Source organism: Vibrio sp. E150_011, assembly GCF_053544015.1.
The window spans coordinates 243,885-261,644 of the sequence record NZ_JBHFOL010000001.1 but is presented as its reverse complement, the minus strand read 5'-3'; the positions used below and the strand labels follow the sequence as shown (position 1 = coordinate 261,644).

Genomic DNA, 17,760 nt, shown 5'->3' with positions numbered 1-17,760 from the left:
AGCCCTGAAAATACCGAAGATAGTCAAACAAGTAGGACATTCATGACAAAGATTGCAATATTTGGCAGTGCTTTTAACCCACCGAGCCTTGGCCACTTGAGTGTGATTGAGTCTCTCAGTCATTTTGACCAAGTGCTATTAGTACCAAGTATTTCCCACGCTTGGGGGAAAACGATGCTTCAATACGACGAGCGCTGTAAGCTAGTGGATTTATTTATCGCTGATATCGAACAGGGCAATATTGTACGCTCGGCGATTGAAGAAACACTGGTTGAACCGGATACATCGGTAACGACGTACGCCGTTCTAGACGCGATTCAGCGTCGCTATCCACACGCTGACTTGACGTTTGTCCTAGGACCTGACAATTTTTTTAGTTTTAGTCGTTTTTATAAAGCAGAAGAGATCGTACAAAGGTGGTCTGTTCTTGCCTGTCCTGAAAAAGTGAACATTCGCTCGACCCAGATTCGAGAGCATTTACAGCAAGGTTTGAACATAGATCACTTAACAACCCCATCGATTGCTAAACATTTATTGAATTTTCCGTTATATTTAAAAGGATAATAAAAAGGATTTTTAATAAAAATGAAAGCAACATTGTGTGGTATTGCTTTGTTAGCAGTGGTGAGTGTGCCTAATGCACACGCGTTTTGCGAAGACAACAGTAATCGCTCTGTCGTACTTAAAGTGACGGAGGAAGAGTCGTTGTGCTCTTTATTGATAAAACCATTTAGCTACTTGGGTACTAAAGTTGTGACTTTAGGCGGACTTCTAGAACCCACAGACCCGTTAGCGGCATTACAAGACTCGTATTGGGATGAGTGGCTATTAAACCAAGAATCAGAGCCAGTATTGACCGGAAACTATAAGAGCAGCTTTGTTGGTATTGGCCTTTGGGCTCCGGCAGAGATTGCCCGCCAAAAGGATGAGATGTCAATGCAAGAGTGGCTCATGTCACAAGGGTTGCATGTTGGTGTCGGTTTTGGAGAAAAAGGCAAGGAGCCGAGGCTACGTCTAGATTACCGCTGGCATGAAGACTACCAGGGTGACATGATGATGCAGGTTGAAGTGCCATTCTAGTAAAAGAAATGAATATAAATAAAAGCGAGCAATGAGCTCGCTTTTTTAGATCGGTTCACCAAGTAGTGATAGATAGAGTTGTTTGAATTGTTCTTCATTACCGTCAAATAACGTTGCGCTTATTCTATCTGTTTTGATCCCGGACAGCTTTAGTTTTCTTGCCTCGCGTATTCTCAGTATTAATGCTAATTCGCCAGAAATTTGTGTTGATTCGGGCTTCCATTGAGTGACCAATTGGCTCTCTTGAGATGACCTAAGTTTTGGCTGCATCTGCTCCAGTTCGTGTTTTAATACTGACAGTAGGTCATTTAAGACCCCAGGTTTTTGCTCATGTTGGATGAACTCAGACTGAAGTTTGTCTAAAATCGCGGTCATCAACGATGTCGGCGTTATTTGACCAGCATTGACTGGGAATGATGTTAACAAGCGAATCGATAGCGTCGTGACTGATAGGTGAGTGCTAGGAAAAATAGTGAGACTAGATAAACAGTCAAAGGGTACCCAAAAGATATCGCCTTGATTATAAACATATTCATTCTTTCCAAGCTTGAGCAATACTTTCCCTGCTTCAACACGGATTAATTGATTATGGAGTGACTTTTTACGTGGTGTAATAGTCAAAAGCTCATAAGGAGCGGATCGAAATTCAATGGCGTGGTTCATGATGCACTTCACTGGTCAAAACTGCGCATAGATTAACGTGAGTTCCTAGTAATGCCAACCAAAGATCACAGTTTTATATGTTTGAAAATGAACACTAGAGTTAAAATGTGGTCTGACCTTAACAAAAAAAGGCTTAAGATAGCTGCGGTCTTTATACTCTAAGCGTAGAATAGTGCAGCTTTTAATTTGATGTAACCAAAATGACTAACAATACTGACCCATATATTGAGATTCGTCCTTACAATGACGAAGAGATTCCAGCGGCTCTCGATCGTTTGATCAACGACGCTGAGTTTATTGATGCTATCTTGCAACACCGTTTTTCTAACCACGCTCCTTGGTTTAAGGCATTAATGAGCCCTATCCTAAAAGTGTACTTGAAGTTTAAGTGGGCCAAGTTCGATAGCGTTGAAGCCATTCAGATGGAAGTGAAAAAATATCTGACCAAAACACTTAAGTCGACGACTCAAGGCGTCACGTTTAAGGGCTTGGATAATCTTGATAAAAACACCGCCTATCTTTTTGTTTCCAATCACCGTGATATCGCGATGGATCCGGCATTGGTCAACTACGGTTTGCACCAAAGCAACCATAGAACGGTGCGTATTGCGATAGGTGATAACCTGCTTAAAAAGCCATGCGCGACGGAATTGATGCGCCTTAACAAGAGCTTTATTGTAAAACGTTCGGTGAAAGGACCACGTGAAATGATGAAAGCACTCGGTACGTTGTCGTCTTACATTAAACATTCCTTGGAGACGGGGAATTCTATCTGGATTGCACAAAAAGAAGGCCGAGCAAAAGACGGTAATGACTATACCGACCCGGCTATCTTGAAAATGTTCCATGTCGAAGGCCGTAAGCAAAAAACACCGTTCGCCGAATACATTCGTTCTCTTAAAATCGTCCCTGTGTCTATTTCGTATGAAAATGACCCATGTGATACGGCAAAAGCAAACGAACTGTTTGAAAAAGCAGAGCACGGTAGTTATGAAAAAGGTGAGTTCGAAGATATTGAGAGCATCGTTCAGGGTATTATTGGGCGTAAAGACCGCATTCAAGTGGTTTTTGGTGATGTCATAGACCAAGACTTTGAAACGCCAGACGCGCTGGCGGCTGAAATCGATCGACAGATACATGAGAACTACACGTTGTTTCCAATCAACAAGCTGGCTGCTGGATGTGATGACGAGTCGATTACGCAAAGTACGCGAGATACGTTGCAAAACAAGCTGGATGCCTTACCACTTGGTGCGCATTCATATCTTATTGATAGCTATGCAAACCCAGTAAAAAATGTAGAGAAAGAGCGAGAAGCCCTTTCTGCATAATCATGCGACTCAATCTGGAAAAAACCGCTCTTACTAGAGCGGTTTTTTTCTGTCATCAGATTTAACAACTGATTCGTTGCACCTGATGAAACTTGGAATGAAGGATTAAATTGCCATTTTTCTTGCGAATTTGTTTGACGTGCATCACACTTTATATGGCATTCGATCCTCAATTAATAACCGTTTTGATGTAAAGGTGAACCTATGAACTCAGCACTTCTATCTATGCTCAACCCTGATAAGAAACAAGAAAGGGCTAAGGCATCGACATCGTCTACGTCGACACCATCAGAGATTGCAACTATCGCGATTATGTCGTTTGCAACGTTTTCAGTTTTAATGCTCCTTGCCATCATTTGGGTCCACTGATTTATAGACGTTCGATGATAGAGGTGTGCCTGCTAGCCTAAGTTGACTCAATAATGAGTCAGATGAGTGATTCTGGTGAAATACAACCCCCATTATCAGCATGTCCCTGTCGGAATGTGAGATTTGCATTAAGCTTAGCGATGAGATCATGGTTATTGGACTAGTGTATGTTTCAAGCGAAACTAATGGTTTGGATTACGGTTTTTGTCTTCGTTATCTATGGCGCTTTGTTTGTGGTGTCGCCTGGCATCATGTTTGAACGAGTGACGGGTAGTGAATTGCTATCAAGTTCTGCGTTGATTGATGTGCGAGCCACGTATGGTGGGTTATCTGTTGCAGTCGGGTTGGTATTGGCAAGGCTGGCGCTTAATGCTGATACACTAAGAACGGCGGTAATGGCATCAATGTGGCTTGCTGCTTTGATGGGATTAACGCGAGCGATGGGCTTTCTTGTGGATCAGAATCCCAGTGATACGATGGTTTTTTACCTTGGCGCAGAAGTGGTATTTACTCTCTGGGGAGGGTTAATACTCCGAAAGCTTCGTACTCGTCGGTATTACTTTAAATAAACCACCAACCTGTTTGAATGATGATCTATGAGCGCGTTTCAGGGAACGTTAACACATGCTCGTTCACCTGAAACCGATAGGGTGAAGTTGTTACTTAAAAATGCAATGCTTAGCGTAATCACTCGCCTCATTAGCGGTCCAATCGCCTTTAGGCTTTTCTTTCATATCTTTACACCATGCATCACTGCCCACCTCGGTACAAGCCATTAATGATGTTGCGATTATCATAGCTAGCGCGATTCTTTTCATTGTTACTTTCCTTGTGAATAAGCCTAATCGAGTCAGTTTATCTAACTGAGCGTGACATTGTTACCGATAATTGTCTTCTTATGGGTGATATTAATTATTTTTCTTCGCTACACTCAAATCCTCGTTTGTTTAGGAATCTAAGTCATGCATATTGAGGTCGATGAACCTACTTCGTATCTACGGCTATTAACGTTGGCGTTGTTTAAAAGGGGAGAGTTGGATAGTGGTGATGATATTCCATTTTTTTCTCTGAAAAGGTCAACGTTCCGATTCAATAAAAGCCAACACCGAGAGTATTGCACTTACTTTGGCTTTGATACTACGACCGTTCCTTTACCGTTTCTATTTGTGGCAACACAAAGTGAACAGTTGATGCTCTTTACTCATCCGAATGTAGTGGTGAAGCCATTAGGCTTGGTGCATACAGAGGTGGCGTTTAATCAAACACGTCCTTTGGCCGTAGACGACAGTTACGAATTTCGATTGTACTTAAGCGATCAACGGCATACGGATAGAGGGGTGTGGTTTGAAGTTACCGGAGAGTTTTATTTTCAAGGGTGTTGTGTCGCTTCATATAAATCCGGCTACCTTATTCCTAATAAGACTCAGCCACGAGGTAGGTCATCGTCAGACTCACAACAAACTACGGTTGTTATTGATGAAAGTACAAGACATTTAGATACCCTGACGTTGACGGTAACATCGTCAAGGGCATACGCTAAGCTGTCCGGTGATTATAACCCTATTCACCTTTCTAAGACATTATCGAGGTTATTTGGTTTCAGGTCTCCGATCATCCATGGCATGCATATGGTGGCTAAGACTTATCTTTTAATGTTGCAACAAGGCGACCATAAAAATATTCGATTTACTTTTAAACGACCGGTTTTGCTCCCACAAACGATTACCTGCTTTATGGATAGTGAGCGTATTATTTGGAAAAATAAACAGGGTAAAGAACTCATTATTGCGATTTTGCCAGTATGTCATCCACTTTAAGACAATTGTCTACAAAGTGAGACGGGCTTCACAATTATTAGTGCGGTAAAATGAAGCTCAGTTTGACGATACGGTACGAGATTCATGAGCAAGGTAAAAGTGTTACTTGCTGCGGCGCTATTGTGTGCTAGTGGTGCGACATATGCGGCAGAAGAAACACCTCAAGAAGTCGACGCTTTAAAAGGAAATTTTGATCTTACTTACGCTGGCTGGTCAGAACATCTAACGTCTTCAGGAAGAAATCAAGATAACTATATAGTGGGCTTTCGGTATAAACAGTTTGAAGCATTTACGTTGGTGAACAGTTTTGAGCATCGCTCGTATATTCTGTCGTATCATCCTCAATATGACTGGACATCGTGGGCACGCGTTGGCGTTAGACTCGGTGGTATCAGCGGCTACACTGTGGATGAAAATAAAGTGCAAGTGGGAGGGATTACCCCTGTGTTTGCGCCGACGTTGACGCTGCATTACAAGCACTTTGGTTTTGAAACCGCGCTGTTTAATGACGTTCTCGTTTTCTCTCTCAAATTAATGGTCTAATTTCTTAAAGTATGATTTGACCTCTTAAAGTAATGTTTCACTTCTTAAAGTATTCGTTAATCTTTTAAAGCACAGTTTAGTCTCTTAGATTACCGCCCTAAACCAGAGGAGAGTCTCCTCTGGTTCGTTGCGTTGTTATCTGACGGATTCAAATGCCAGCGCTTTTCGTTCAATCTGTCTAAACACGACGGTAAGTAACCCATTGACGCCAAGATAGAATAAGCCCGCGATACCGAACACGGTGAGTGTATCGTACGTTTGAGCGTTGATACGCTGAGCATATCCCATAATATCCATTATCGTTATTGTACTCGCCAGTGAAGTGCCTTTGAAAACTAAAATGACTTCATTTGAGTAAGCGGGCATGGCGCGACGAATTGCGAATGGCAGCAATACACTTAATGTGGCTTTCATATCCATCCCTAATGCACGACATGCTTGCCATTGGCCCTCAGGAATAGCATTGAACGCGCCTTTAAATAGCTGGGTGCTGTATGCTGCAGTGTTCAGCGCTAGAGCTAGCATTGCACAAAACCAAGGTTGGCTTAGCCAATTCCATGCCATGCTTTCGCGAATTACGTCAAATTGACCTGGACCGTAGTACACAAGAAAAATCTGGATAAGTAACGGTGTGCCTGTAAAGAGGGTAATAATACCGCGGCTGAGCCAATGAACAACGGGTGTGCGTAAAATAAGGCTTAGCGTCATGAGGATCGCCAGAATACAACCGACTAATAAAGACGCGGCGGTAAGTTGGAGACTCGTAATGAGGCCATCAAACATTTGCCAAATATGCTGTTGATTCATGCCGTTACCCCTTTCGCTGATGTCGATACTTGTTTATCAGAAAATTTATTATCAATACGTTTAACGACTTGCTGAGTAAGCAGTGTAATGACGAGATAAATGGCCGCAGCCGTTGCATACCAGGTAAAAGCTTCATGGGTAGCCGCTGAGGTTAATTGTGCTTGCTTCATCAGGTCAGTGACGCCAATCAGAGAAACTAACGCAGTATCTTTCAACAAAACGAGCCACTGGTTTGTAAGGCCTGGCAGTGCATGTTTGACGGCTTGAGGTAACACAATCTTTATAAAGGTTCGTGTCTGGCCCATGCCAAGTGCTCTTGCCGCTTCTTTTTGTCCGCTAGGGACGGCTTTTAACGCGCCACGAATAGTTTGCGCGGCGTAGGAAGCAAAAATAAGCGATAAAGCGATCACACCAGAAAGGAATGGACTTACCTCGATAAAATCTCCAGTGATAAGAAATAACACTTGGGTAGAACCAAAGAAGATGAACAACACGACTAATAGTTCTGGAAGGCCACGGATGATCGTGACAAAAGCCGTGGTTGGCCATGATATTAATTTGCGGCGCGACATCTCACCTGCCGCAAATAAGATGGCAAGGATCAGCCCAACAAGCAGGCTGACAAAAGCAAGCTGGATGGTTATCCAACTTGCTTGAGCGAGTGACGCAGAATAACCCGTCAGTCCCATATTACTTACCAAAGTACTTATCAAAGATGACTTGGTATTCGCCGTTTGCTTTCACGTTAGCCAATGCTGCGTTAAGTTGGTCGAGTAACGCTGTATTACCTTTGTTTACGGCGATACCGAAGCCATTACCAAAATACTGCTGATTGGTAATCTGTTCACCGACAAACGTCAGAGTATCATTTTTATCAAACCATTCTGCTACGACGGCCGTGTCACCGAATACCGAATCAATACGGCCATTTTGCATATCAATAAATGCATCTTGGTAGCTAGCATAAGGGACGGCTGTGACATCCGACATCTGTTCTAACAGGTAGCTTTGATGTGTTGAGCCATTTTGGACCCCAACTCGTTTACCTTCAAGAGCAGCTTGGCTCGCCACTTTGCCTTCCAGTGCGACAAATGCCGCGGTGTTATCGTAATACGGTGCGGTAAAGCTGACTTGTTGTTGACGCGCTTCCGTAATATCAATACCTGAAATCGCCGCGTCATAACGCTTAAATTTTAATGCTGGAATAAGGCTATCAAATGATTGGTTATGAAAGGTGCATTTTGCATCGATTTGCTGGCAGAGCGCATTCGCTAAATCAACATCAAAGCCTTGAATTTGGTTATTTTCATCAACGTATTCAAATGGTGCGTAGGTGGCTTCCATTGCAAACTTGATCTCTTGTTGAGCGGCAACGTTAGCAGACATAAGACCGATGATTGATGCGAGTACGATTTTTTTCATAATTCTTCTCCAAATAAAACACACCATGTCTGGCAGGTTTTGTTTATTAATTAATTTAGTGTGTTAAATAGTCTGCGAACGCTTGGGTTTTGGGTTCGGTAAACGATGCGTTAGTGCCGTGTTCTACAATGCGTCCCTGCTCTAAATAAAGAACATGGCTGGCAATCTTTTTAGCAAAATCGACTTCGTGAGTGACGACGACTTGGGTGATGCCTGTGCTACTTAGTTCATTGATTATGTTGACAATTTGCGTGGTTATTTCTGGGTCCAACGCGGCGGTGGGCTCATCAAACAGTAATACATCAGGTTTCATCATTAGTGCACGAGCAATTGCCACGCGCTGTTGTTGTCCACCTGATAACTGTAATGGCCACGCATCGGCTTTGTCGGCAAGCTGTAAAGTATTTAAGATGACAAGTGCTTCTTTCTTGGCGTCTTCTTTTGCAAGGCCTGATACTTTTATGGGTGCTTCGATCAAATTGTCCATCACGGTCATGTGTGGCCATAAATTGTACTGCTGAAAGACCATGCCTACTTTTTTACGTAGTGCGAGGCCTTGCTTTTCAGTAATGGTGGCAGAGAAGTCGTAGGTCTGGTTGGCGATTTCGAGCTGGCCGTTATTGGCGGTTTCCAATAGGTTTAGCACTCGTAAAAGTGAGCTTTTTCCTGCTCCACTTGGGCCGAGTAATACTAATGTCTCACCTTGTTCACAGGTGAAGCTGACATCATGGAGAACCTGTATATCACCATAGGATTTATTTACTTGCTTAACTTGAATTCTCATGCTGATTTACTGCATTAATAGTCACTAGGTGGCTATACTACTAAAAATGATGTTTTATGCAATAAAAATGTATAAAAATCTCAAGTGTTGCTATTTTGTTTTGTTTTTGGGTGTTTTTTTGGGCTTGAATGTTGCCAGGGCTTCATCAGGATGAAAGGTAGTCCAGTGAAGTGAGGAAATGGCTTTTTGTTGGCCAAAAAAAGGCATGATTAAGCTTGATGATATTGGTTAAATGGTTAGAAAGTGGGAATTGGAGTGAAATTACCGACTACTGACATTGTATTGATGGCCCTTTAACGACTAGCCTTAATACTATTGGACCACACCTATGCAAAAGTGACTCTGTAATAACATGAAGCCATTACACATTGTACCAACCGTATTAGCATTAATTTTGCTAGGAGGTTGTTCATCGACAACAACAAATGCATCACCGAAAACGAAAGAATATGCTAACTCTCACCAATTGACAGGCCAAGCGTCTTGGTATGGTAGTCAATTTCATGGTCGGCTGACGGCGAGCGGTGAAAAGTACAACATGAGAGCGTACACTGCTGCTCATAAAACATTACCATTCGGAACCGTGGTCCGAGTGGTGAACACCTCAAATAACAAGAGTGTTGACGTAAAAATCAATGATAGAGGACCGTATGTTAAAGGGCGAGTTATTGACCTTTCGCAAATAGCATTTGAAAAAGTGGGAAGCACGACGCAAGGCGTAGTACCCGTTAGGATTGAAATTCTAGATGATAGTCGTACCTTTAGATATAAACACTAGAAGACAATACCCTTAAGAACAAGCGATGAGGGCTAAGCACTGTGATGGGTTGCTACTCATCGACGGTAGAGACTTGCTTACAATGAATCAATGGTGATGCTCATATCGTTTCACCATTGATTTATATGATGAGGTTTCACTCTCTGAGTGCCTCGTCAGTCAATACGACAACAAGCCAATTTAAAACACAGTTGATATGAAAAGTAGGCCATGCGAAAAACAGCTAGTGCGAGAAATAGTAAAATTGGCTCGTTTCCTCGATTAACATCTGAGTCGCCTTGGAATAAATATGCTCTTCTTCAGAGCCGACAAGTTGAATCAAGATTGCTTTCTTTGAGGACATGCACTGCCTCAATACCCTAAGTACCATCGACAGTTCGAGCTTTTGGCCTTTGAGTTTAGATGTGGTTTTCGATATTGAGGGAAGGTCAATGGTGACAATTATCTTGTCGCAATGATGAATGAAACGCGAAACTTGCGACTTAATCATGCCTCTATTCCGATAACAAAGCTCATTTAGTGTTGCCCAGTCACACCCCATATCCTCAGCATAATCCAATTGTTTTTTATGTGACCGCACTGGATCAACGCCTATATGGAATGCACGGCATTCATCATAACGGTTCAATGCAAAATGAAGCATCGAGCCGGTTTTAATTTCTAATGTAGGGTCCATCAAAAACTCGGTATTGATGTTAATCACACCGACTTGTTGAGAATCAACAAGCAGGCTAGGTAATAAGGTCAGTAATGTCTCATGGCAATTAGTGAGAACTAATGGGGTTGCACCATGGGCAAGCTGTTCTATGAGCTGTGTATTAAGGTCTGCATTAGCGCGTGGGCTTTCAAAAAAAGGACGCTCTGCCCGATAAGTAGAAAGCAATGGGAAATGGCCCATGTTTCTCATTGAGTGAGAGCATTCGAAACCATTTAACCATTCAAAAGCGGTCTCCAATAATGACTCTGAGTCTTCAAACTGAATATGACTAATTGGTTTAATCGATTCACAAACGGTGAATATCGGAAGCCTATTCTCAGGTACAGAGAGGTATCGGTTTTTCCACAACTGCTTGAAGACACATAACATAATTAATAACCTTGCAGAAATATACTGGTTCAGTAAAGGCAAATAAACCTGATGACAAGCTCAATCTCAAGTATTGGGTTTGAGTGAGGCGCGCTAACGCAAACCCAATACTGTTATCTTTCTGGTGGCAGTGCTCGGGCTGCTTGTAAAACATGTAGGATAAATCTATCTTTATTCGCTTCTACTCGATATGCCGGAGCCATAATCGATACCGCGCCCAGTAGTTTGGTCCCTTTCATCACGGGCGCACTGATACCGGTTACCCCTGGGTCAAATTCTGATGTACTCACGGCATAACCTTGATGTCGAATCAGTGTGAGTTCAGCAATCCATCTATCCATGTTGTCTTCCTCTCCAAAATACCGAAGAATTTTTTCACAACGAATCTCTGGCAAAAAAGCTAACATGGCCTTGGAAGATGCCCCCCTTAATAACGGTTGGCTTTGTCCGCGGACATAACTGCATCGAATTGCCTGAGCGCTTTCTTGCAAGCTAACACATAGCGCTCTGTAGCCTACTGGGACCATGTAGGCGGCCATTTCTCCGGTCTGTTTTTGCAAGCGATTGAGAATGCTTTCTATCGCTTCAGAGTTGTGAGAATTAGATTGATAACTGTGCATCAACATTAGGGCTGCAGGGCCAACAATTAAGGTTTTGTCTTGCACGCTTTCTTCGATTAAATTCCATTCTTTTAGCAATTTGATATGACGATACAAGCTGCTTAGTGGTACCCCCATTTGTATACTGAGGGTTTTTGCTGACACTGGGATCTCGGAGAGCGCGACCTGCATCAGAAGCTGAAGCGGCTTTTCATTGACTTGATTCGTGGAGCGCTGTGTATGGCCCATGTTGGTTATCTACTTTTCAAAACGGATAAGCAATTTATATTCCTATGCAATAAGAAAGGGAATAGTTATTGATTTCGGAATTCTTATTGAGTGAAAAATCGGCCAATTCCTATAAGCGACCAAGCGTTAAGTCAGATTTTGGTTAAAGTGCTTTGATTGCTTTGACGCCGATAACGGAGATGCCTAGAGTGCGGCTCACTTTCTGTTGATGTGTTGACTCAAATGAACAAACCATACTTTAAGCGAGTGTCGCTCGCTATCTTGACGGCGACAGCCATAGCACCTGTTCATGCCCAGGATGCCAACGAGAAAATCGCCGTATTAGCTGGGGTGTCTTTTCTCAACGCTGGTAAAGGCTATTCACTCGGGGTGTACCAATTAAATGGCGATGAAAATTGGGGAGTCGGCGGTGTTATTGAAGGAGGGCGTATCGATGAAAACCCAGACGGTGGTTATTATACTCAATCAAACTTTTATGCAGCAAGAGTTGCCGTGACCTATGGGGTAACGGATCAAATCTATATTGTTCCAAGTTTAGGTGTGGTTCAATCAACGATGGATCGCAGTTATTTTTATGCTGGGCGAGATAACGTCGACCATCACTCGTACACGGGTTTCACTCCTGCCGTCGATTTTATCGTAGAAAATGAAGGGTGGACGGCGAGTGTAGGGGTCAGTCAATTACCACTCGTTGACCGCTCAGAAACGGCGTTTAGTTTTAAGGTCGGCTGGTCTTTTTAAGGCTGTCGTCTCAGCAAAATCATTATCGGCCTCAAGGTCTGCGGATTACGTTTAGACAGTAAGGTCACATAAGCGCTGCGGGTCATAGCGAGAGCGTTATTGGCTTTGAACGTAGCGAATAACTTGGGGAAAACGCTCGGAACCTCAATCGTCCATGGGTATACCATAGGAATCAGTGCTCCGTTAATCATCAGCGTGGTGGGGCTGTAGGTAGCGACAGTTGAAACCTTAAGTGTCGCTACCACGGTGATAACAGTAGAACCCCGAACTCTTAACGCTTTGCAAGCCCTTTGCTGTTGAGATACGGAAGAATGTGAGGGCGCGATTCCCCGGACAGTTTCCCCGTTACCTGTTGCGACCAAGAGGTTTGTTTTTGATTGCTTGAGCGACTAGCATAGTACTGAAGCATGGTGTCATCGTAGGCTTGAATGTCGGTCATATCGAGTGCTTGATAGTGGTTTTCATGCAAGATGACATGGGCGGGCAAGCGCGGCTTAACCTCTGGTTTTTGCTCAGGATGACCTAAGCACAAGCCGAACAATACCGCGGTATTAGTGGGTAATTCCAATAGTTTGTCGACTTGTTTTGCGCTATTTCGTAACCCACCTATGTAAACCCCGCCCAGCCCTAATGACTCAGCGGCCAGCAAGCAATTTTGCGCCATAATGCCTGAGTCGACTGCACCAATTAAAGTTAACTCTGTAAAGTCCGCTTGGACATCGGGATTGATGGTCACATGACGCTGATAGTCGATACAAAACACTAAAAACTCAGCGGCACTTTCCACGTAAGCTTGTCCACCCGCGTATTCGGCCAATAACGTTCGTTTGGTTTTATCAGTAACTCGAATGATGGAAACAACCTGCAGCAAGCTAGAAGATGAGGCCGCAAGGCCTGATTGTATTATGATATCGAGTTGCTCTGCACTGATTGGTTGCTGGGAGAATTGACGAATGGAGCGATGATCAAGAATAGTTTCTATTGTACGGTTCATAATAGTCAGGTTGTCCTTTGTGCTTATGATGTCGTGAATAGAAATACCATAACGGCATTTATTGGCGAGGTAAATGGCTCATGTTGTAGTGTGGGGACGGCAACGCTTTAGCTCAATGGTTTTGAGCGTGCGGTTATATAACGCGAAACGGGGTCTAGAAGCGTGATGCTTAGCTCGCTTCACGCTTTAAGGTAGTGAGCCTAATAGGCTTACAAACAGATGGCCAATATGCCCGATATTGTTAAGACGATGACCGCATACCAAATAATTTGATTGGAACGATTCACGACGTTGTTTTTGATGTATTGGATTTCTTCTGTCGCGAACGTAGTGAACTCTACCTGGCTGACAGTAAGCTCACTATGTGCTTTTTGCACTTTGTGTTCAAATATATTGAAAGCATTGAGAATAAAGTGTTTTATTTCTGCTAGTGGCGCGGTGCTATTTGCTAGGCTATCCCATATGGCCATTCTGGACTCAAATTCGTTTTCGCTAACACAATTTAATATAAGTAAATCATGCTCGCGCTTGACGCGTTCTTTGCGCATTTTATTGGGACAAATATTCTTGAAACTATTCACGACCGTCACTCCAAGCCATTGATGCTATTGTTCGAGAAGGGCGGAGGCCGCCTCTAATTTGAAAGGCATACTAATGATGACGTTTAGCAACATCAAATGGCGAATTTTGTCGAAACGATAATGAATTGTTATATAGGTTTAGTGTATGTCCTTAAGAGACAAACTAAGTTTGAGATAGTTTGTCGTCATTGGGGGGACGTAAAAACATCGGCTAATGCTTAAGGTTGAGACGTCATATTGTGCTTCATCTTCTCGGCGATTTCCTGAAATTTGGCAAGGTCATCTTTAGATAATCCTTTTGTTAGGTTGACTAAAACGTGGCTATCTACACCGGAAATCTTCTCTACAATCTCTTTTCCTTTATCTGTCACTCGTAGGCATTGGCTACGTTTATCTTTTGGGTTGGGCGCTTTCACGATGAACTCTTCTGCGAGTAGGGTATTCAGTAGTCGTGTTACTTGCGCTTTATCGCGATCAAGTAAGCTTGCAATGTCATGAGCAGTACAGGAGTCTTTAGCATTAATTATTTTTAGAACTCGGACGTGCATAGGGGCAATACTCAATCCGAGCTGTTCGATGTGATTGTGCATATTGCGTTTAACAGCATGCATGAGGTGAAACAAGCTATCGAGTGATTTTTGGTTAGGCATCATTCTGGTCCAGTAGTAACGACAAATAGTATCAAAAGAGTTGGTGATTGATATTGTCAACTTGATTTGGGTTGGAATCAAGACTGAATGACGCGGATATAGTGATAAATATTGGAATAGTGGTATTTCGGAAATACAACAGCACGCGATTTGTACCGTTGTAGCGGAGTAAACGTGTTGTGTGGTTGATTACCAAGTGGAATGATCAGATTCGCTTTCTGCGGCCGCCGCCAAGTCTTTTGCGCATTGTTTCAAACGCTGTAGTCCACTGATTTCGCCACGTTCAATGTGCTCAATAGGTGCATAACCATTAAACTGATTCGATGTACTACGGACATTAATGAAGTTATTGATGAAATGAGAACTGTCGAATGCGGTTCGTAAATACCCATCTATCTCTACTAAAATATGGATCCTTTCCATTGTCGTAGGGGTTACTGCGACGGTCGCTGGTGTAATTTTCATTCTGGCGTGTTGTTCTGGTGACAGCTCAAGTATCGCTTCTGCCTGAAGATTTGATGCCCCCCATCCGTCAAGAATATTGAGTGCATATTTAACCAAAGTGAGACGTTCATTTTGCGACAAATCCATAGGGTGTCCTTATTTAACCACGTACTTGTTACTATAGTTGTCAGTTTTTGTTACCTCAAGATGACTGAATGAAATTGAATAATAGAATTTAGACTTTTTTATTTGTCTTTAAGCGCAGATAGGCGAATAATAACAACAGAATTTATTGAGGCTGAAGCTTTGTCAAAATCTTGGTGGTCATTTGTTGTTTCGATCTGTGTCGTATTATTTACGTCCTTCGGAGTAACAGCGTCTGAAAATAGCGAGGGCTTAGTCGAGTCGTACGCCATAGAGGGTACCTATTTTGACCGTAATATGGTTTCTGAGCGTGATATTTCTTTTGATCGCGACATTGCTTTTGAACGCAATACGGTTGAACACCTTAGTGTAAGCGCACCACATCAAGAAAAACGCCACGCTTTCAGCGCTGATGCTCATGTTCCGGCTCTGGCCGATACCTCAAAGCGACCTACCTCTACTCGACCTGACGAAAGTCGCATTAAAGCGATTTTGTCGAACTTACGCTGGATCAGTAGTGGTAATGAAACGAATGAATTCGAGTCTGCTAATTTTGGATTGATTACAGAAGTTGGTGACTCACCGTGCTGTTTCAAAATTGGGCTTAACACCGATGCCCCTCTTGTTTACTTCAGTTACTTTCTTTTTCACACCAGTGAACATCGCGTTAATGGTTGGAAAGACAGTAATACTTTCTATGTTGCTCTCAATAGCCAATACGCATAACCCTTCCTTATAAAGTAACCTGCAACGATAACGTACTGCGAAGACGATCTTAAACGAACGATCTATTTGCGTTGATTCTTATTGCTCAATTTTATCTATCAGCCATTGGCTGAGGAACTGCTATGCGTATAAAAAACAAACCATTAAAACGACTTAATCACTACTCAAAGTGGAAGTATATTGTATTAATTGCGGCGTGTTTGCTGCTGACGCTCAGCGCGTTGCCGTCTTGGTATGGTGAAAAACCAGCCATTGAATTGAAACTCTCAGAGACAAGCAGTCAACTCGATAGTCCTTTTAAAATTCAGACACTACTGGAGAGCAAAGGCGTTCAAGCTGAGTCGATTGAACTGTCTGATAACAAGGCCATGTTAGTGTTTGCTGATGAAGCCATACAGACACGAGCGAGAAATGTACTTAACGGCGCGATCAATGAGAAAGACAGCCTCTCATACTCGTATACCTCAATCGCACCTGCTTGGCTAAAGGATATGGGCCTGTCCCCGATAAAACTGGGGTTAGATTTGCGTGGCGGTGTTCAATTTCTTCTTAATGTTGACGTTGACCAAGCCGTCTCAGAGCAGCGTGACGCGGTGGTTGATGAAATCAAACAAACACTGCGTGAAGAGCGAATCTTTGGTGTCACCATTAGCCCTAGAAATAGCAACGGCATGTTGGTGACAACCAAAAACGAAAGTGATCAGCTGACGATTCGCCAGTTTATCAATAAGCAATACCCAGAATGGTTAGCAAAAGGAAATAGCCAAGGTCTCCAGATAAGTTTACGCGAGCAAAATAGTGCCGAGTTCCTTAATTTAACGATGCAACAAAACTTGAAAATAATGCGTCAACGTATTGAAGAGCTCGGTATTACTGAGGCTTTGGTCCAGCGCCAAGGTGAGACAGGTATTCGTATCGAGTTACCTGGTGTTCAAGACCCTTCATTGGCCAAGCGAGTCATCGGTGCGACGGCGAGTTTAGCTTTTTATGAGGTGAAAACGCCCGGAGATGCGGCAAGTTCAACACTAAGAGTAAAAGACGAGCAAGGTAGCATGGTGGTATTGGTGAAGAAACCAGTACTTACTGGCGAGCACATTGTTAACGCTCGAGTTGGATTTGACCAAATGCACCGTCCTGAGGTTGATATCTCAATCGATCATCTCGGCGGAAAAATCATGAGTGACTTTTCTGCTAGCCATATTGGTAAACCCATGGCCACCGTTTATCGTGAATATGGTGTGAATGCCCGTGGGGAAACTCAGAGAAGTGAAAAAGTGATCAGCGTAGCGACAATCCAATCACAACTGGGTAGCCAATTTAGAATCACAGGTTCTGGTGATATGGAAGAAGCGCAACAATTAGCGCTGTTGCTACGTGCAGGTTCGTTAACCGCGCCGGTCACCATTGTCGAAGAGCGCACTATTGGTGCTTCACTCGGGGCTGAAAACATTCAAAACGGTTTTGCTGCACTCGCGCTCGGACTCGGATTAACGTTAACCTTTATGGCGCTGTGGTATCGACGCTTGGGGTGGGTCGCGAATGCTGCTTTGATACTCAATATGAGTTGTCTGCTTGGTCTTATCGCTCTGGTACCGGGAGCGGTACTGACCCTACCTGGTATCGCGGGTCTAGTGTTGACCGTGGGCATGGCGGTGGATACCAATGTTCTAATTTTTGAACGGATACGTGACAAGCTGGCAGAAGGGCGAAGCTTTGCCCAGGCGATTGACCAAGGGTTCAATTCGGCAGTCGCCACTATCTTGGATGCCAATATTACGACCATGATCACTGCTGTTATTTTGTATTCAATGGGTAATGGTCCCATTCAAGGGTTCGCGTTGACACTAGGCTTAGGTCTATTAACCAGCATGTTCACGGGCATTTTTGTTTCTCGTGCCATCATCAATCTTGTATGGGGAAAAGACGCCCGTAGAGAAGTAAGGGTATAACC

Annotated in this window: 23 protein-coding genes; 11 read left to right on the top strand and 12 right to left on the bottom strand. The window is 43.3% G+C overall.

From position 1 onward, the window contains the following. Window positions 1-42 precede the first annotated feature (42 nt). Together ACE1OE_RS01030 and ACE1OE_RS01025 are read left to right on the top strand one after the other, a co-directional pair. On the top strand, window positions 43-564 hold the full coding sequence (locus ACE1OE_RS01030; protein WP_449210095.1) for a nicotinate-nicotinamide nucleotide adenylyltransferase: 522 nt from the start codon (window positions 43-45) through the stop codon (window positions 562-564). A 21-nt stretch (window positions 565-585) separates the two neighbouring features. Further along, window positions 586-1,080 (top strand): hypothetical protein, encoded by a 495-nt coding sequence (locus ACE1OE_RS01025; protein WP_102469455.1) that lies wholly within the window; start codon window positions 586-588, stop codon window positions 1,078-1,080. Between the two features lie 45 nt (window positions 1,081-1,125). Here ACE1OE_RS01025 and ACE1OE_RS01020 read toward each other — a convergent pair whose 3' ends face one another. Next, a complete protein-coding gene (locus tag ACE1OE_RS01020) occupies window positions 1,126-1,743 on the bottom strand; it encodes an AraC family transcriptional regulator (RefSeq protein WP_449209783.1) in 618 nt (205 codons plus the stop codon). A 200-nt stretch (window positions 1,744-1,943) separates the two neighbouring features. On the opposite strand from ACE1OE_RS01020, the gene ACE1OE_RS01015 reads away from it, so the two are divergent. From ACE1OE_RS01015 to ACE1OE_RS01005, 3 genes are all read left to right on the top strand, one after another. Continuing rightward, window positions 1,944-3,074: a 1-acyl-sn-glycerol-3-phosphate acyltransferase gene (locus ACE1OE_RS01015; RefSeq protein WP_449209782.1), complete on the top strand. Its 1,131-nt coding sequence runs from the start codon at window positions 1,944-1,946 to the stop codon at window positions 3,072-3,074. Between the two features lie 204 nt (window positions 3,075-3,278). Then, window positions 3,279-3,443, top strand: a complete 165-nt coding sequence (locus ACE1OE_RS01010) for a hypothetical protein (RefSeq protein ID WP_372062083.1) — start codon at window positions 3,279-3,281, stop codon at window positions 3,441-3,443. A 167-nt stretch (window positions 3,444-3,610) separates the two neighbouring features. After that, on the top strand, window positions 3,611-4,012 hold the full coding sequence (locus ACE1OE_RS01005) for a DUF4345 family protein (RefSeq protein WP_449209781.1): 402 nt from the start codon (window positions 3,611-3,613) through the stop codon (window positions 4,010-4,012). A gap of 90 nt (window positions 4,013-4,102) precedes the next feature. Here the strand turns inward: ACE1OE_RS01005 and ACE1OE_RS01000 are convergent, their stop codons facing one another. Further along, on the bottom strand, window positions 4,103-4,261 hold the full coding sequence (locus tag ACE1OE_RS01000) for a DUF3012 domain-containing protein (RefSeq protein WP_372062081.1): 159 nt from the start codon (window positions 4,259-4,261) through the stop codon (window positions 4,103-4,105). 144 nt (window positions 4,262-4,405) lie between these two features. On the opposite strand from ACE1OE_RS01000, the gene ACE1OE_RS00995 reads away from it, so the two are divergent. Both ACE1OE_RS00995 and ACE1OE_RS00990 read left to right on the top strand, forming a co-directional pair. Next, complete coding sequence (locus ACE1OE_RS00995; RefSeq protein ID WP_449209780.1) at window positions 4,406-5,260, top strand: MaoC family dehydratase; 855 nt, start codon at window positions 4,406-4,408, stop codon at window positions 5,258-5,260. A gap of 84 nt (window positions 5,261-5,344) precedes the next feature. After that, window positions 5,345-5,803: a hypothetical protein gene (locus ACE1OE_RS00990; RefSeq protein ID WP_198593017.1), complete on the top strand. Its 459-nt coding sequence runs from the start codon at window positions 5,345-5,347 to the stop codon at window positions 5,801-5,803. A 135-nt stretch (window positions 5,804-5,938) separates the two neighbouring features. On the opposite strand, the gene artM is transcribed toward ACE1OE_RS00990, so the two are convergent. From artM to artP, 4 genes are read right to left on the bottom strand one after another with little or no spacing between them, the layout of a single operon-like run. After that, window positions 5,939-6,610: an arginine ABC transporter permease ArtM gene (gene artM, locus ACE1OE_RS00985; protein WP_102469449.1), complete on the bottom strand. Its 672-nt coding sequence runs from the start codon at window positions 6,608-6,610 to the stop codon at window positions 5,939-5,941. Continuing rightward, window positions 6,607-7,299 (bottom strand): arginine ABC transporter permease ArtQ, encoded by a 693-nt coding sequence (gene artQ / locus ACE1OE_RS00980; protein WP_102469448.1) that lies wholly within the window; start codon window positions 7,297-7,299, stop codon window positions 6,607-6,609. Before artQ ends, artM begins: the two co-directional genes overlap by 4 nt. 1 nt (window position 7,300) lies before the next feature. Beyond that, complete coding sequence (locus ACE1OE_RS00975) at window positions 7,301-8,032, bottom strand: arginine ABC transporter substrate-binding protein (RefSeq protein WP_102469447.1); 732 nt, start codon at window positions 8,030-8,032, stop codon at window positions 7,301-7,303. Window positions 8,033-8,087: 55 nt separating this feature from the next. Continuing rightward, window positions 8,088-8,816, bottom strand: a complete 729-nt coding sequence (gene artP / locus ACE1OE_RS00970; protein ID WP_372062078.1) for an arginine ABC transporter ATP-binding protein ArtP — start codon at window positions 8,814-8,816, stop codon at window positions 8,088-8,090. Between the two features lie 352 nt (window positions 8,817-9,168). On the opposite strand from artP, the gene ACE1OE_RS00965 reads away from it, so the two are divergent. Beyond that, complete coding sequence (locus tag ACE1OE_RS00965) at window positions 9,169-9,594, top strand: septal ring lytic transglycosylase RlpA family protein (RefSeq protein ID WP_449209779.1); 426 nt, start codon at window positions 9,169-9,171, stop codon at window positions 9,592-9,594. A gap of 223 nt (window positions 9,595-9,817) precedes the next feature. On the opposite strand, the gene ACE1OE_RS00960 is transcribed toward ACE1OE_RS00965, so the two are convergent. Continuing rightward, window positions 9,818-10,681, bottom strand: a complete 864-nt coding sequence (locus ACE1OE_RS00960; RefSeq protein ID WP_449209778.1) for a hypothetical protein — start codon at window positions 10,679-10,681, stop codon at window positions 9,818-9,820. Between the two features lie 113 nt (window positions 10,682-10,794). Continuing rightward, window positions 10,795-11,529 carry an IclR family transcriptional regulator gene (locus ACE1OE_RS00955; RefSeq protein ID WP_102469443.1) on the bottom strand — a complete coding sequence of 245 codons (735 nt, stop codon included), beginning with the start codon at window positions 11,527-11,529 and terminating at the stop codon, window positions 10,795-10,797. Window positions 11,530-11,751: 222 nt separating this feature from the next. Here ACE1OE_RS00955 and ACE1OE_RS00950 point away from each other — a divergent pair, with 222 nt between their 5' ends. After that, window positions 11,752-12,270, top strand: coding sequence for a hypothetical protein (locus ACE1OE_RS00950; protein WP_449209777.1), 519 nt, complete (start codon window positions 11,752-11,754; stop codon window positions 12,268-12,270). A gap of 271 nt (window positions 12,271-12,541) precedes the next feature. Here the strand turns inward: ACE1OE_RS00950 and nfsA are convergent, their stop codons facing one another. The 4 genes from nfsA to ACE1OE_RS00930 all read right to left on the bottom strand — a co-directional run bounded on the left by nfsA (window position 12,542) and on the right by ACE1OE_RS00930 (window position 15,086). Continuing rightward, complete coding sequence (gene nfsA / locus ACE1OE_RS00945) at window positions 12,542-13,264, bottom strand: oxygen-insensitive NADPH nitroreductase (protein ID WP_449209776.1); 723 nt, start codon at window positions 13,262-13,264, stop codon at window positions 12,542-12,544. 209 nt (window positions 13,265-13,473) lie between these two features. After that, on the bottom strand, window positions 13,474-13,734 hold the full coding sequence (locus ACE1OE_RS00940) for a hypothetical protein (protein WP_449209775.1): 261 nt from the start codon (window positions 13,732-13,734) through the stop codon (window positions 13,474-13,476). A 329-nt stretch (window positions 13,735-14,063) separates the two neighbouring features. Continuing rightward, on the bottom strand, window positions 14,064-14,495 hold the full coding sequence (locus ACE1OE_RS00935) for a MarR family winged helix-turn-helix transcriptional regulator (RefSeq protein ID WP_372062126.1): 432 nt from the start codon (window positions 14,493-14,495) through the stop codon (window positions 14,064-14,066). Window positions 14,496-14,684: 189 nt separating this feature from the next. Next, window positions 14,685-15,086: a hypothetical protein gene (locus ACE1OE_RS00930; RefSeq protein ID WP_372062069.1), complete on the bottom strand. Its 402-nt coding sequence runs from the start codon at window positions 15,084-15,086 to the stop codon at window positions 14,685-14,687. 159 nt (window positions 15,087-15,245) lie between these two features. On the opposite strand from ACE1OE_RS00930, the gene ACE1OE_RS00925 reads away from it, so the two are divergent. Continuing rightward, window positions 15,246-15,809, top strand: coding sequence for a hypothetical protein (locus ACE1OE_RS00925; protein ID WP_449209774.1), 564 nt, complete (start codon window positions 15,246-15,248; stop codon window positions 15,807-15,809). A gap of 122 nt (window positions 15,810-15,931) precedes the next feature. Continuing rightward, window positions 15,932-17,758, top strand: a complete 1,827-nt coding sequence (secD, locus tag ACE1OE_RS00920) for a protein translocase subunit SecD (protein WP_449209773.1) — start codon at window positions 15,932-15,934, stop codon at window positions 17,756-17,758. Window positions 17,759-17,760: the final 2 nt, after the last annotated feature.